This window comes from Pararhizobium sp. IMCC21322 (genome assembly GCF_030758295.1).
Lineage (GTDB): Bacteria > Pseudomonadota > Alphaproteobacteria > Rhizobiales.
In genome coordinates this window covers 704,054-718,366 of record NZ_CP132335.1, presented here as the reverse complement: position 1 = coordinate 718,366, position 14,313 = coordinate 704,054, and the positions used below count along the sequence as shown (strand labels likewise).

Sequence of the window (14,313 nt, the reverse complement as noted above, 5' to 3'; positions counted from 1 at the left end):
GCACCCCATGCCCAACTTTCCGATTATTGACACGCACCTTCACGTTTGGGATTTTAAACGTCTTAAATACAGCCTGTTTGAAGGCCACCCGCTGTTTGGCAAATCCTACCATGTCGAGGACTATCAGCGGGATTGCGGGGATGTCGATGTCGAAGCGATGGTGTTCCTGGAATGCTATTGCGACTTCAATGCCGAAAGCGGCCAGTACATCGAAGAAATTGAGTTCGTTGAAGACGAAGCCAAACGAGACCCGCGCATCAAGGGCATCGTACCGATGGCCCCGCTGGAAAAGGGCCGTGCCGTAGAGCCACTCCTTGCGGAGATGGTAGAGCGATTTCCGAAGGTGAAAGGCATCAGGAGGATCATGGAATTTGACGATGATCCCCGCGCCTTGACCCTGTCTGACGGGTTCATTGAGGGCGTCAATCTGCTGCATAAGTTCGGCCTGCATTTCGAGATCAATGTGAACCACACCCAAATGGACATCATTCGCGAATTCGTGCGTCATATTCCCGATGTCCCTATGATCCTGGACCATTGCGGAAAGCCGGGGATTGAAGAAGGCGAGATCGCGCAATATCGCGACGATCTTGCCGAACTGTCCAAACACCCGAACCTGTGGATCAAGCTGTCTGATCTTCCGGTCGAAGCGAAACATGATTCCTGGAGTGAGCAGGACCTCAGACCATTTATCGACACAACGATTGAGCATTTCGGTATGGACCGAACGATTTTCGCCAATGATTGGCCCATTTGCCTGCAGGCAACCAACATACCTCAGTGGGTTGAAGTCCTGGACCGCGCATTAGCGACTTTCAGCGAGCCGGAATTGAAAAAGTTTTATCGCGACAACGCCAATAGCTTCTATCGTCTCGGTCTTTGATAGAATCGGAGAACTCAGCCATGCCTACCAACCCACTGCCGCCTGACCCCAACGTCGAAGCTGTTTTCGCAGCAGCCGCCGGCGGTGTGCCGGACATGGCTGACACAAAGCAGTTGGGGGGCACGCTGGAAAGGAAATCAATCTCCGAACAAGTCACCTCCCGCATTATGGCAATGATAAAAAGCGGCAATTTGAAATCGGCTGACAAATTGCCGACCGAAGCCAAGATGTGCGTCGCCTTTGGCATCTCGCGCCCGCCACTGCGCGAAGCATTGAAAGCGCTCACGCTGATGGGGGTTCTGGAAAGCCGTCAGGGTGGACGTTACACCGTCACCGATCTATCACCCACGCGCATGGCTGCCCCGTTCAACGCAATGTTGTCGGTGAACGATTATGACCTCAAGGAACATTTCGAAGCCCGCGCATTGATTGATCTTGAGCTGACGCGCCTTTGCGCCGTTAACGCCACAGATGCGCAGCGGAAGCGCATTATGCAGCTCGCGCTGGACGGTCGTGAATTCTACAACGATCCCGCAGCGTTCAGACTTCTCGACATCGAATTCCACCGCTCTTTGAACGAAGGCTCAAAGCACCGGCTTCTCGCGGATCTGGCACAGAGCCTGTATGATCTGGGACTTGATATGCGCCGGATTGCAAGTGCCTTGCCTGGGGTGATCGAACTCTCGGTAAGCCAGCATATCGAAGTGGCAGACGCTGTTCTGGAAGGTGACGCGGAAAGGGCTGCCCGAACCTATCGCATGCACCTTGAACACGTGTCGGAAACAACCAGACGGGCCATTGACTTCACCCAAAAGCACGCAGAAAGCGATAAATGAACAAGGATTTCCGCATCAAGGATATGCGCGTTTACGTGGTCGAACCCAGCTCCGAGGCCGGCACCTATTTTCAGCAGGGAAAGTCCGAGCACTGGCTGGTCGATAGTCTGATCGCAAATCCGATGTCCGGCCACGCCCCTTATCGCGCTCGACGCTCTAGCTGGGGCATCAACGCTCTCGACAGCATTGTCGTCGAACTGGAAACAGAATCAGGCAAGACCGGGGTTGCGACGGGAAGCGGCGGCGTACCGGCGGCCTGGATTATTGCCAACCATTTCAGCCGATTCATCGTTGGTCAGGATGCGCGCAATATCAATCTGATCTGGGATCAGATGTACCGCTCAAGCCTGCCATACGGGCGCAAAGGCATCCCCATTCTGGCTATCAGTGCAGTGGACCTTGCTCTTTGGGATTTGAACGGCAAAGTTCGGGACGAGCCGGTCTTCAATCTGATTGGTGGCAAGGTCCGCAACGAAATAGAATTCTACTGTACCGGACCCGATGCCGCTGCCATCAAGGAAATGGGATTTTGGGGCGCCAAGGTCCCCTTGCCCGAAGGCCCGTTCGATGGTGAGGCCGGACTTCAGAGAAACGTCGCGTTTCTCAAAAGTCAGCGCGAAGCGATTGGTCCGGGTTTTCCGCTGATGGTGGATTGCTACATGTCGCTTGATGTGCCCTATGCAAGCCGCCTTGCCACCGCATGCGCCGAGTTGGACATCTATTGGTGGGAAGAACCGCTTTCCCCCGAAGACAATGAGGGCTACCGAAGGCTGCGACAGGCCCACCCCGGCTTGAAATGGACAACGGGTGAGCATGAATATACCCGTTACGGGTTCCGGAAACTGATCGAGGACCGCTTGCTCGACATCCTCCAGCCGGATGTGATGTGGGTAGGCGGCCTGTCCGAAACACTGCGGATTGCAGCCCATGCCGGAGCCTATGACGTTCCCATCGTGCCCCATGGCAGCGGCCCCTATTCCTATCATTTCATTGCAAGCCGCACTGAACCCGCTTTTTGCGAATATGTCGCTGCCAGCGCTGACGGCCGCTCAATCCTGCCCGTTTTCGGCACATTGATGGAAGGCGAGCCTGTTCCAGTGAATGGCCGTCTGGAAATCCCCGACGCGCCCGGATTTGGTATGGAACTCGCCCGGCGCAGCATGCTCAGACAGATTTCGCCCGATCAAATCTCCTGACATATTTCGGGATGACTGCAGTCAAATATGGCCGAATTCATCGCAATTGTGAGATCTGGATTTTGCAAGTCGCCTGTTGCCAGTACCAGCTTGGATGTTGGTGTCGGGTCAAAACCGAACGCTGAAGACATCCCGGACACGCTTTGGCTTGAGTAGCATATGGCGTCTGTGGTGATGTGTGGGCATCCAACAGAAAAGACTGGAAACGGCCGCCGTCAGCAGGCGTCATTATCCACTGACGGCGCTCACATCCTAATCACCACATGCCGCTACACCATGATCACGTGTCATTGCGGGGAATGCGCAATGTCTGACCGACCAGGATCAGGTTCGGATCGCTGATGATATTTTGGTTCGCTTGCAAGATAGGCTGAAAGTCATTGTTGCCGTATTCGCTTTGCGCAATTTTCGTCAAATTGTCTCCCGAAACCACCGTGTAGTTCCGGTATCCTGTATAACCGGGCAGAATTTTGGGCCCGAACAGAACCGGGATTGTAATTGCAGGGCCATCCTCATTCCCTGTGTCATCTGCCAGCCGCACAAACAGGCGACTGAGTTGAAAGGAATTGGTTGCAGGAATGGCGATGTGGCCCTGAAATTGTTTCAGGGCGAGCGAACCAACGGTGGTGAAAGACGCATACTCGTCATGCCCCTCGCTCACATTGATGGTCAGCGTGCCCTCAAAGGCAACGGCAATCCCGGCGATCAGTATGTCGCTTCCCACCAGATCGAAGGGTTGCGGCTGTTGAATAATGATATTTTGCGTACTCATCGAGACGTCCTCTCATTGGAAGAGCCCCCCACAGCCTCGCCATATTAGCTTATTTCCACGCAATTTCCGCCATCTTTTGCACACCGCTACGAGCCAATGTTTTTTGGCCTAAGAACAGATTAATTTGCGCTGAGAACAGTTGCTCAACAATTCAGGTTACCGAATAGGTTGCGAATGAAGAAGCTATGACGCAATGGCTCTCAACTTGGCGGCTTCAGACCTGCCTGTTGAGAAAGGCGACTAACAGAGTTCTGATAATATGTAGCAGCGGAGTGCTGCCCATGTCCGGTCTGAATTTTTCAATTCAGTGCTGACCGAATGGCCGATTTCATTGCAATTATGAGATCGGGATTTTGCAAGTTGCCTGTTGCCAGAACGAGCTTGGATGTTGGCGTCGGGTCAAAACCGAACGCGGAGGACACCCTGGACAGGCCGGGCTTGATAGAGGAGCGCCCGACAAGGCCAACCGCCACACCGGCCTCAACTGCGGCGATCACCCCGGACACGCTTTGGCTTGAGTAAACCACCCGAAAGGGCCTGCCCCGCGCCTGCAATGATGCAATCGCTGCGTCGCGCCACCAACAAGCATGGTCAAACAAGGCAACAGGAAGTGGGACGGTCGCGGAAAAGTCGGTGTGATCCGATGCAACCCAGCACGTCGGATCTTCACAGAGAAGCTCTTCTCCCTGTGCCGGGTGCTCGACCTCATAGACGGCCATATCAAGACGGCCCTTTTCCAGCGCATCAGGAAATTCGGGACTCAAGGCGCAGGTGACCTCCAGTTCGACCTGAGGGTGAGCACGGGTAAAGGTGGCTATGATCTGCGCCAGTTTGGCACGCCCGTGATCGTCCGGAATACCAAGCCTCAATTTCCCGCGCACTGCCTGTTGGGACATATCGCGAAGCGCGCCATCCAAACGTGCGGTCACTTCGTCGGCGACCGGAAGCAGATATCGCCCGGTTTCGGTCAATACCACACCGCGCCCGTGCCGCTCAAAGACGGCGCGTCCAATGATGGTTTCCAAACGCTTGATCTGAAGACTGGTGGCCGATTGGGAGCGATGGATTTGTGCAGCACCATCGGTGACGCTGCCTGCTTTGGTGACCGCGATGAAGGTGCGCAGAAGCTCGCTGTCGAGACATTCCATCTGTTTTTCCAATGGCTGATATTTAAACTATTCGATTTATATATGACATTCCTCACTCTATCTTGCAAGTATTGAGGAGCCCACCATGCCCGACCAAACAACCACCGTACCGCGAACATACCGCCCCCATATCCTTGGAGTATTGGGCGCAGGAACACTATTGGTGATTGCCGCGATCTGGCCGGCGCACATCGTTCCTGCGGTGAAGTTTATTGTCTGGGGTCTGGTCTTTGTCGCGCCGATTGTCGTGCCCGGTATCCTGGTCGCAGCATGGATCATCGCAAGCGGCGCAGATGCTCATATCTCTCGCGCATTTGAAGGGCGAACCGCTCGGACGATTGTGGCTGCGTCGCTGATTGGCGCCATCACGCCCGTTTGCGGGGTGACGGTACTGCCGTTGATGGCAGGCCTCTTGGCGGCGGGTATACCACTGGCTCCGATCATGGCTTTCTGGCTGTCATCTCCCGTCACCGATCCCGCCATGCTGGCCACAACCGTCGCCACCCTAGGCCTGTCTTTTGCCGTGGGCAAGACAGTGGCAGCGTTCGGTCTGGGCCTGTTCGGAGGCGCTGTGACAGCTCTGTTTGCGCGGCGGGCCTGGGCTCAAAATGCACTCCGCGACACCGGGCTTGCCCGCCAATTGAGCACTGCGCGCTGCGGTGCGGATCTGCCGTTCGACCCTTGGCTCTGGCGGACGCAGAGCCGATGGACCTCTTTTACCAATCAGGCCTGGGCCACAACCAGACTGATCCTCATCTGCCTGACCCCGGCGTTTGCCGCAGAATATGCGCTGAATGCAACGCTGACACCCGGATCGCTTGCCAGTTACGTGGGCCAGGACCAGTGGTGGGCAATCCCCGCTGCAGTCTTCGTCGGTGCGCCCGCTTACATCGACGGCTATGCGGCACTGCCTCTGGCCAGAAGCCTGATTGAGAACGGCATGTCTTCAGGCGCGGCCATGGCATTCATGGTATCCGGTGGTGTGGTCAGCATCTGGGGTGCAATGGCCATTGCTCCGATCCTGAAGCTGAAACCGTTCCTTCTGTATCTGGGCCTTGCGGTCGTTGGATCTCTGGCAGCGGGATACCTTTTCGAATGGGTTGTTTGATCCTGTGCAGAAGTCAGGTGCCGGACTTAGTGAAAGGCAGCTTTTGTCCGGCCTGAAGACATAGTTCACTGGTTCGAATCCCCACCGGTCCACCATAATTTGATTACTTTTTCATTCAGATGGCTGGAATCGGTTTGACGCCCACCGGCCTGCTTCCTCTGATTGATATGTAAATAGCATGAAGATAAGCCGAATGGTCTCCAATTCATTGATATTGATCGCCACGAGCGTCTCGGCCTATGCAAGAATTTGCAGTTTTCTGATGTAAAAGCGACTGTTACATCGTAAAATTCAGCTGCCTGCGTAAAACTGAATGGACGTGACAATCGCAAAATCTCTGGCCACTTTCTTACGTTATTTATTGTCTATCGCAGTGGTTGCGGTTTTCATGTTTCCAATTTTTTGGTGGGCGCTGAGTTCAATCAAACCAATGTCCGTTTGGTTTAACCGTCATGATGTTATCTGGTTCGATTTTAATCCGACCTTTGATAATTATCTGATCACCGTATTGGGTCAATTTGGCGAGTTTGAAATATTTGACGGCCGGGCTTCCATTGCCTCGTCCACCATTGTTGCGGTGGCATCAACTATTCTGACAACGTCAATTGCACTATGGGCAGCCTATGCTTTATCGCGTTTGATAAATCGCGGTGTGCATAGACTGCAATATTGGCTTGTAACGCTCAGATGTCTGCCGCCAATTGCCATCGTCATCCCTCTTGTGTTGCTCTACCGCGATCTCGGTATTCTCAACACTCATCTGGGATTGATTGTCGCCCATACCGTGATCAATCTGCCCATTGCCATATTGCTGCTGAAGTCTTTCATTGATGATGTTCCAATTGAAATTGAAGACGCAGCCATGATTGATGGCGCGACCCGGTTTCAATCTTTCAAATTGGTTCTATTGCCAATGATCAGAGGCGGCGTGGCATCAACCGCGCTCCTGTGTTTCATTTTTTCCTGGACCGAGTTTTTGCTCGCTATTTTTCTGACAAACTCAATCACAACGATCCCGGTCAAGATGAGTATCCTGCCAGGTTGGGGACTCTCTGGATTTACCACTGCGCTCGGCACTTCTGCGCTCGTTCCGGCATTTATTTTCATTTTATTGATGCAGAAACATCTCGTTCGCGGCCTCACAATGGGGGCCATCAAGAAATGAGTTTCCAGACAGTCGCATCATCCGCCAGGTATTTTATGCCGACATTCGGCGCACAATTTCAAACCCAAGATCGGAAACAGGCTGAGGGAATTCTGTTCCCATAATCCTGGCGAGAATTGCATCAGCTGCCGTTCGTCCTAAAAGTTCACGATCAACGCGAACAGTGGTGAGTGCCGGCTCCAGATCCTTGGCGAATTCCTGATCTCCGAAACCGACAATGGACAGATCGCCCGGTATTTTCAGGCCGCGTGCATGGGCTTCAATCAAAAGCCCCTGTGCCAAAACATCCGAACTGCAAAACACAATCCCGGACTTCAGTCCCTGATTATCAATCAAATCGGCAAGGGCTGCGCGTCCTGCCCCCATGCTGGCAGCACCGGGACAATCATGGGCGGAAACAGACTGTCCTTCTTTCTGTAAAAACCTGCTTGTGAAAGAATCGCGTCGCAATTTTGCGCGTTCATCATTGGCGGTCACTGTCCCACCGAAAGCAAACCCAGCGTCAATTGCAAAGTCCGCAACAGCGCGCCCGGCATCGGCATGGGAAAAGCCCACACACATGTCGATCGGAGAGGCTGTGATGTCCCACACTTCGACGATCGGAATCCCTGCCCCAAGGAGCATTCGCCGAGTCTGCGCTGAATGTTGAATACCGGTCAGGAGAACAGCATCCGGCTGCCTCGACAAATGGCCCGAGACAAAAACCTCTTCTTCTGCAAGGTCAAATCCTGTTTCGGAAAGCAGTATCTGATATCCGAATTCCCGCATTCTCTGGCTGAATGTTTTCACCACGGATGAATAGACAATGTTGGTCAGCGAGGGAACAAGTGCAGATACAAGGTGGCTCTGCTGCGAGGCAAGCGCACCGGCAAGCGCATTGGGAACGAAGCCGGTTGCGTGGATGGCATCTTCAATCTTCTTCAAAGTCAGCGATGAGACCTTCGATGGATCACTTAACGCACGTGAGACTGTGACTTGAGACACGCCGGCGATGCGCCCGACGGTTGCCATTGTCACGCGGCCACTCGCCTGGCCTCCCCTCGCGCCTCCTGTCCTCAAATTTCCCAAAGCCGCTTACCCAATGAATTAGAGATGGTGTGTATAATATCCGGACCGGGAAAACCAGACCGGTGTTATTCCGCTTGCCTGGCTTTGCTGTTGATAAAGGCAGACCCGGCAATTGACCCCAGGATCAAAACCCAGAGCAACACTGCAATCCAACTTTTCGTGAAAAAGATCGACAGATCTCCAAAAGACTCCAGACTTTTCACGAAATAGATTTCTGCGGAGGGGCCGAGAATAAAGCCAATGATAAAGGGCGCGATTTCTAGCCGGATTTTCAGCGCCAGCCAGCCAAACAACCCGAAGATCAGAAGCGTCCAGACATCAAACATGATGCCATAATTAATCGTATAGGCGCCGATCACGCACATCATCAGAATGATGGGAAACAGGATGTGCTTTGGGATGGTAACGATCAGCGCGACATATCGGATTGCGTAGAACATCATCATGAACATGACGATATTGGCAATAAGCATTGCAAAGATCATGGCGGTCCATGTCTGTGGGTTGTTGCCGATAAACAGCGGCCCGACCTGAATTCCCTGCAGCGTGAAGGCGCCGATCAGCAATGCGGTTGTCGAATCCCCGGGAATGCCGAGCGACAGCAGTGGCACCAGCGCACCACCGGTTAAGCCGTTGTTTCCGGATTCAGAGGCAATGATGCCTGCCGGTTCACCCTTGCCAAAATTTTCCGGGTTTTTGGAGAATGTCTTGGCGTTGGTGTAAGCCAGAATGGAGGCGGCAGAGCCGCCAACACCGGGCAGAATCCCGACGAATGTTCCGATGCCGGATGACCGTATTACATTCAGGATCTGCCCTTTGAAGATGGAAAACGAGAACTTCGAAGACTTGCCGATTTTAACGTTATCGCGCGACAGGCCAGGCGGCATGCCAGCCTCTGCCTGATGCAAAATTGCGCTGAGGCCGAAAATGCCGATGAGAACCGGCAGAAGCGAAAACCCACTGTCCAGCCAGTATTCCGTGCCCGGCGGGATGAGCCTGTGTTTGCCATTTCCGCCGGAGGAAATATCATAGGCTCCAATCAGGCTGATGAAAATACCGAGAAAGCCGGAGAAGATGCCGATGAGCATGTTGGTGGAAAGCGCACCCATGACACTTAACGCAAACAGAATGATCAGGAATTTCTCCACATAGGAAAACCGGATCGCAAAATCCGCCAGTGCGGGCGCAAACAGATACAGAGCGATCAGCGAAATGATGCCGCCAGCAAATGATGCACAAATGCCAATTTTGAGCGCTTTTTCACCCTCACCCTTTTGGGTCATGGGATAGCCATCAAAGGTGGTGGTGATCGAAGACGGCGTGCCGGGAATGTTGAGAAGGATTGCGGGCACAAGCCCGCCTGAAATTCCGCCAACATAAAGACCCAGCAACAGGGCCAGACCATTTTCCAGACCAAGCGGATAGGTCAGCGGCAGGCAGACTGCCACTGCCATTGTGGCGGTCATGCCGGGGATCGCCCCAAAAATAATGCCTACGAATGTGCCGCCAACAATGAGCAGAAGGAAGAGCGGCGTGATAAATTCGAAGAACGGCATCGGCACGCCTTTCAGGGTAATGTCAGGAAAAAGACTTCAGTGAACAGCCACCAGATCAAAGACGGGACCAACACAGCAACGGTTGCAAGAACCAACACCGAACGCGCAGTCCAAACGTGCATAAACAGCAGACCGGCGAGGAAAACGAAGGGCATGGAACAGAACAGAAAGCCAAGGCCCGTGTTGGGCCAAAAGTCGCCCACCGGCACCATCAGCGAGAAATAGGCCAGAGTCAGCGCCAGGGTTCCGAAAAACCGAAATTTGTCCATCTGTGTGAAAATTCGGTGCCAATGGCTTCCCGATGTGGTGATCCGGCTGCGCTCTCTTACGACAATAGCAAGCCCCAGAACAGCCAGTACGCAGCCTATGATAATCGGAAACAGCAGGTGCGACGACTGAAAGTCTATGGTCACCTTGGTCAATTCACCCATGCGCGCCTCCATGCGACCGAGAGTGATAAACGCGGCCTGATCAGACCGCGTTTATCGTATTGAGACTATGCATTAATTCGAAGTGATGTCTTTGATAACCTGCTCATATGTGGAGCGCTTGGCCTGGAGATGTGCAAGCGCTTCGCCTGATGGCAGGAAGTTTGGAATGAAGAAGGCTTCCTTCTGGCGTTTCTGAATCTCGCCAGCGGCGTAAATTTCAGTCAACGCTGTGTCAATCTGTTGAACGATTGCGTCATCCATATCCTGATTGTAAAGAAAGAAAAATTCCTTGTCGAAAGTGAAGTTTTCACTGTCATCAAGCGGAACTTTTGTTTCCGGAGCCGCAAATTTTAACATCTGGTCGCGGGTGGTGTTGCCCATGCCTTGTGCGGGTGCCTGTTCCAAAGTGGCAGGACGCGCTGTGATCCAGACAAACCGCATCGCCTTGCGATCATCGTCCGGCAGTTGCGTGAATTGCTCATTTGCCTGAATGGAGCCGTTTATCACATCAGCAAGATCGTCCCACATGGTTTGATTCTTGTCTGACTGCGAGCCAGTGTTGACCGCGACAATGTTTGCTTCAGAACCGGGTGAAAGTACCTTTGCGGCATTTTTCATTGCGGAGAAGCCAATTTCGGAAACACCGCCAGGCTGGATTGCTACACGCACCTTGTCACCGGCTTTGGCTGCCGCAAAAATATCATCCATGGATTGATATTTCGAACTTTTTGGAACGAGATATGCGTTGCCAGGATTGATCGCGACCGTTGGCCCTATCTTGTAACCTTCAAACGGATTTGCGTATCCCTGCACCCCATACAAATTGCCAAGATAAGACTGATCGTGGAAAATCATCAGCGTTGTGCCGCGGCTATCGCGGTTAAGCGCTTTGAATGCTTCGGTCGCGCCAACTGCATCCACCTTCACATTGATACCCAGCTTCTCAGCCAGAGCCTCAGCGACAATCGCCGAATTCTGATAGGTGTCGCCGCCGGTTGATTTTGAGCCAATCACAAGGCGCACATTGCGTGGCAATTCCTGCGCTACCGCAACATAGGATGATGCGGAAAGCACCGTCGCAGCCGCGAAGGACAGAATCATTCTGCGTGTAAAAGTCATGGTATTCCTCCCGTTTGTGCCACACATTGGCGGCACCATTTGAAAAACAGCCCGAGACACAGGTCGTCCTATGAACTGTTTATGTATTCGCATTCATTGCATGACACGGTTCGTAATTATGTGTCAAGATCAAGGTTATAAAGGTATAATCTAGAATTGGACGCAGTTGACAATATAAAATGTATGCGCATACATAAATCTCAATCTATTTAGGAAAAACCATGCCAGATCACCCGACAAAGAAGGCTGCCTCAGAATTGCGCAGCGCGCGTTGGTTTGCGCCCGATGACCTGAGGTCATTCGGGCACCGGTCGCGGATGATGCAACTTGGCTATTCGGAAGATGATTATCGCGACCGGCCAATCATTGGCATTTTGAATACCTGGTCCGAGCTCAACTCCTGTCACGGTCACTTTCCAGAGCGGGTGGAAAATGTCCGCCGCGGTGTTCTGCAAGCTGGCGGCTTTGCTGTCGAAATGCCTGCCCTGTCAGTCGATGAAAGTTTTACAAAACCCACCTCCATGCTTTATCGCAACATGCTGGCCATGGAGACCGAGGAGATGATCCGGTCTCACCCGCTTGATGGCGTGGTGCTGCTGGGCGGCTGTGACAAGACAACACCCGGCCTCGTCATGGGGGCAATTACGGCAGCGGTTCCTTTCATCTTCATGCCAGCGGGACCCATGTTGCGCGGTCACTATGCCGGACGCATCCTGGGGTCAGGATCGGACGCATGGAAATACTGGGATGAACGCCGTGCCGGTAACATCACAGATGAAGAGTGGGTTGGCATTCAGGGCGGCATAGCGCGCTCCGTCGGCACCTGCATGACAATGGGCACAGCCTCGACAATGACAGCCATCAGTGATGCGATGGGACTGACGTTACCGGGTGCCTCGTCTATTCCGGCAGCCGATGCAGGCCATCAACGGATGGCAAGCGACAGTGGTCGCCGCATCGTTGACATGGTCTGGGAAGATCTGACACCTGACAAAATCATCAATGATGCATCGGTTCGCAATGCAGCTATTGTTGCCATGGCAACCGGTTGCTCCACAAATGCCGTGGTGCATCTGATTGCCATGGCACGCCGCGCCGGCGTGGAATTCACGCTGGATGATCTGGATGAGCTTGGCCGCGTCACGCCGCTGATCGCAAATATTCGCCCATCGGGGAAAGACTATCTGATGGAGGATTTCTTCTATGCCGGTGGATTGCGCGCCCTCATGAAGCAGATGGAAGAACGCCTTGATACCTCGGTGCTGACGGTCACGGGCAAGACCATGGGTGAAAACCTTGAAGGCGCGGTGGTCTATAATGACGACGTCATTCGTCCGCTTTCCAATCCGGTTTACGCCGAAGGTTCACTTGCGTTGCTGCGCGGCAATCTGTGTCCCGACGGTGCCGTTATCAAGCCTGCGGCCTGCGATCCAAAATACCATGTGCATGAGGGGCCAGCGCTTGTTTTCGATAGCTACCCGGAGATGAAAGAGGCGATTGACGACGAGGATCTCGACGTCTCACCTGATCACGTTCTGGTTCTGCGCAATGCCGGTCCACTGGGCGGCCCCGGCTTTCCCGAATGGGGCATGCTGCCAATCCCCAAGGCGCTCATCAAACAGGGTCACCGGGACATGCTCCGCATTTCTGACGCGCGCATGTCTGGCACATCCTATGGTGCGTGTGTTCTGCATGTCGCGCCGGAGAGCTTTATCGGCGGGCCGTTGGCGCTGCTCAAGACAGGTGATATCGTTCGGCTCGATCTACCCAATCGCACGCTCGACATGCTGGTGGACGAGGCTGAACTGGCGCAGCGAAAGGCGAATTGGAAAGTCCCGGCCCCGCGTTTTGAACGCGGTTGGGGTTACATGTTCTCCAAACACGTGACCCAGGCTGACAAGGGCTGTGATTTCGATTTTCTTGAGCGTGGTTTTGGGACTGCCGCTGGCGAACCGGATATACATTGATGGCACATAATCTCGACGAAGCTTTAACCGGAATTTCGGGCATTCTCGTCACGCCCTACGGTGCTGATGGCAACATCGCACCACAAAGGCTCAAGCCGATTATTGACAGGGCGCTGGGTGCTGGCATGCACATTCCAGTCGTCAATGGAAATACCAGCGAGTTCTATGCGCTGACGACGGATGAAGCCTGCGCCATGGTAAAATCCGTTTCAGAAATGATCAACGGGCGTGCACCGCTTCTGGCTGGTATCGGTCGTGGTATCCGTGATGCATGCCGTCTTGCAAGAGAATCCGCCGATGCAGGCGCTTCAGCATTGATGATCCACCAACCACCAGACCCGTTTGTGGCGCCACGCGGCACTCTGGACTATCTCAAAGCGGTTAGTGACGCGAGTGGCGGCCTGCCGATGATGCTGTATCTGCGGAACGATGCTATTGGCATCGACGCTATCAAAGCCATGTGCGACCTGCCGGGTGTTAAAGGCGTTAAGTGGGCAACTCCGAATCCGTTGAAATTGGCTGCAGCCATTGCCGCTTGCGATCCATCAATCGTTTGGGTTTGCGGGCTTGCTGAGGTTTGGGCTCCACCGCTTTATGCGGTCGGCGCGCGCGGTTTTACCTCTGGTCTGATCAATGTGTGGCCTGAACGTTCTGTTGCAATTCATGCAGCGCTCGACAGCGGCGATTATGTCAAAGCAAATGAGCTCATTAAAGGAATGCGTGCCTTTGAAGACATACGTGCAGAAGAATTGAACGGCACCAATGTGACCGGCGTCAAAGCGGCTTTGCAGGCGCTCGGTCTTGATTGCGGACCAACGCGCCCGCCTTCCGCCTGGCCGCTCACCGAAAAACAGCAGGCAACCATGCTGGAATTCCTCAAGCAGAGCGCCCTGATGTGAGACAGTGATCAGAGGGCTGCCGCTTAGGGTGCGGACCCTTTATGGTTGATGAAATAGCAGAACAAATGGCAAAGAGATGCAAGGAAATGCGCGCAGAGCGGGCTTTCTGCCCGGTCAAGTGCTTTGACGCCGCAGGTAGCAGCCATTTTTCTGTCCATCAAGGAT

The 14,313-nt window shown here is 53.7% G+C and carries 13 protein-coding genes; 7 read left to right on the top strand and 6 right to left on the bottom strand.

Annotated features, from left to right (window positions below):
- Positions 1-7 precede the first annotated feature (7 nt).
- The 3 genes from RAL91_RS03515 to rhmD are packed head-to-tail and all read left to right on the top strand — an operon-like array spanning position 8 to position 2,915.
- Positions 8-883 carry an amidohydrolase gene (locus RAL91_RS03515; protein WP_306259749.1) on the top strand — a complete coding sequence of 292 codons (876 nt, stop codon included), beginning with the start codon at positions 8-10 and terminating at the stop codon, positions 881-883.
- A 20-nt stretch (positions 884-903) separates the two neighbouring features.
- The gene (locus RAL91_RS03510) at positions 904-1,719 is read left to right on the top strand and encodes a FadR/GntR family transcriptional regulator (protein WP_306259747.1); all 816 of its coding nucleotides are present in this window, start codon (positions 904-906) and stop codon (positions 1,717-1,719) included.
- Positions 1,716-2,915, top strand: a complete 1,200-nt coding sequence (gene rhmD, locus RAL91_RS03505; protein WP_306259745.1) for an L-rhamnonate dehydratase — start codon at positions 1,716-1,718, stop codon at positions 2,913-2,915. Before RAL91_RS03510 ends, rhmD begins: the two co-directional genes overlap by 4 nt.
- A gap of 280 nt (positions 2,916-3,195) precedes the next feature.
- Here rhmD and RAL91_RS03500 read toward each other — a convergent pair whose 3' ends face one another.
- The gene (locus RAL91_RS03500; RefSeq protein ID WP_306259743.1) at positions 3,196-3,687 is read right to left on the bottom strand and encodes a LysM peptidoglycan-binding domain-containing protein; all 492 of its coding nucleotides are present in this window, start codon (positions 3,685-3,687) and stop codon (positions 3,196-3,198) included.
- A gap of 299 nt (positions 3,688-3,986) precedes the next feature.
- Positions 3,987-4,835: a LysR substrate-binding domain-containing protein gene (locus RAL91_RS03495; RefSeq protein WP_306259741.1), complete on the bottom strand. Its 849-nt coding sequence runs from the start codon at positions 4,833-4,835 to the stop codon at positions 3,987-3,989.
- Between the two features lie 85 nt (positions 4,836-4,920).
- On the opposite strand from RAL91_RS03495, the gene RAL91_RS03490 reads away from it, so the two are divergent.
- Both RAL91_RS03490 and RAL91_RS03485 read left to right on the top strand, forming a co-directional pair.
- Positions 4,921-5,943: a permease gene (locus RAL91_RS03490; protein ID WP_306259739.1), complete on the top strand. Its 1,023-nt coding sequence runs from the start codon at positions 4,921-4,923 to the stop codon at positions 5,941-5,943.
- 430 nt (positions 5,944-6,373) lie between these two features.
- Entirely contained in the window at positions 6,374-7,108 is a 735-nt protein-coding gene (locus RAL91_RS03485) for a carbohydrate ABC transporter permease (protein ID WP_306259738.1), read from the top strand.
- Between the two features lie 33 nt (positions 7,109-7,141).
- Here RAL91_RS03485 and RAL91_RS03480 read toward each other — a convergent pair whose 3' ends face one another.
- The 4 genes from RAL91_RS03480 to RAL91_RS03465 all read right to left on the bottom strand — a co-directional run bounded on the left by RAL91_RS03480 (position 7,142) and on the right by RAL91_RS03465 (position 11,282).
- The gene (locus RAL91_RS03480) at positions 7,142-8,119 is read right to left on the bottom strand and encodes a LacI family DNA-binding transcriptional regulator (RefSeq protein ID WP_306262766.1); all 978 of its coding nucleotides are present in this window, start codon (positions 8,117-8,119) and stop codon (positions 7,142-7,144) included.
- A gap of 122 nt (positions 8,120-8,241) precedes the next feature.
- Positions 8,242-9,732 carry a tripartite tricarboxylate transporter permease gene (locus RAL91_RS03475; RefSeq protein ID WP_306259736.1) on the bottom strand — a complete coding sequence of 497 codons (1,491 nt, stop codon included), beginning with the start codon at positions 9,730-9,732 and terminating at the stop codon, positions 8,242-8,244.
- Positions 9,733-9,743: 11 nt separating this feature from the next.
- Positions 9,744-10,163, bottom strand: coding sequence for a tripartite tricarboxylate transporter TctB family protein (locus tag RAL91_RS03470; protein ID WP_306259735.1), 420 nt, complete (start codon positions 10,161-10,163; stop codon positions 9,744-9,746).
- Positions 10,164-10,235: 72 nt separating this feature from the next.
- Positions 10,236-11,282, bottom strand: coding sequence for an ABC transporter substrate-binding protein (locus RAL91_RS03465; protein ID WP_306259733.1), 1,047 nt, complete (start codon positions 11,280-11,282; stop codon positions 10,236-10,238).
- Positions 11,283-11,503: 221 nt separating this feature from the next.
- Between RAL91_RS03465 and araD the strand changes: the two genes are divergently transcribed.
- Together araD and RAL91_RS03455 are read left to right on the top strand one after the other, a co-directional pair.
- Positions 11,504-13,249, top strand: a complete 1,746-nt coding sequence (araD, locus tag RAL91_RS03460; RefSeq protein WP_306259731.1) for an L-arabinonate dehydratase — start codon at positions 11,504-11,506, stop codon at positions 13,247-13,249.
- Positions 13,249-14,148, top strand: coding sequence for a dihydrodipicolinate synthase family protein (locus tag RAL91_RS03455; RefSeq protein WP_306259729.1), 900 nt, complete (start codon positions 13,249-13,251; stop codon positions 14,146-14,148). The genes araD and RAL91_RS03455 overlap by 1 nt, the downstream gene beginning before the upstream one ends.
- Positions 14,149-14,313 lie beyond the last annotated feature (165 nt).

What these genes read in the sequence shown, in the direction of transcription:
- RAL91_RS03515 (WP_306259749.1), top strand. Translation starts at nt 8, where the DNA reads ATGCCCAACTTTCCGATTATTGACACGCACCTTCACGTTTGGGATTTT.
- RAL91_RS03510 (WP_306259747.1), top strand. Translation starts at nt 904, where the DNA reads ATGCCTACCAACCCACTGCCGCCTGACCCCAACGTCGAAGCTGTTTTC.
- rhmD (WP_306259745.1), top strand. Translation starts at nt 1,716, where the DNA reads ATGAACAAGGATTTCCGCATCAAGGATATGCGCGTTTACGTGGTCGAA.
- RAL91_RS03500 (WP_306259743.1), bottom strand. Translation starts at nt 3,687, where the DNA reads ATGAGTACGCAAAATATCATTATTCAACAGCCGCAACCCTTCGATCTG.
- RAL91_RS03495 (WP_306259741.1), bottom strand. Translation starts at nt 4,835, where the DNA reads ATGGAATGTCTCGACAGCGAGCTTCTGCGCACCTTCATCGCGGTCACC.
- RAL91_RS03490 (WP_306259739.1), top strand. Translation starts at nt 4,921, where the DNA reads ATGCCCGACCAAACAACCACCGTACCGCGAACATACCGCCCCCATATC.
- RAL91_RS03485 (WP_306259738.1), top strand. Translation starts at nt 6,374, where the DNA reads ATGTCCGTTTGGTTTAACCGTCATGATGTTATCTGGTTCGATTTTAAT.
- RAL91_RS03480 (WP_306262766.1), bottom strand. Translation starts at nt 8,119, where the DNA reads ATGGCAACCGTCGGGCGCATCGCCGGCGTGTCTCAAGTCACAGTCTCA.
- RAL91_RS03475 (WP_306259736.1), bottom strand. Translation starts at nt 9,732, where the DNA reads ATGCCGTTCTTCGAATTTATCACGCCGCTCTTCCTTCTGCTCATTGTT.
- RAL91_RS03470 (WP_306259735.1), bottom strand. Translation starts at nt 10,163, where the DNA reads ATGGGTGAATTGACCAAGGTGACCATAGACTTTCAGTCGTCGCACCTG.
- RAL91_RS03465 (WP_306259733.1), bottom strand. Translation starts at nt 11,282, where the DNA reads ATGACTTTTACACGCAGAATGATTCTGTCCTTCGCGGCTGCGACGGTG.
- araD (WP_306259731.1), top strand. Translation starts at nt 11,504, where the DNA reads ATGCCAGATCACCCGACAAAGAAGGCTGCCTCAGAATTGCGCAGCGCG.
- RAL91_RS03455 (WP_306259729.1), top strand. Translation starts at nt 13,249, where the DNA reads ATGGCACATAATCTCGACGAAGCTTTAACCGGAATTTCGGGCATTCTC.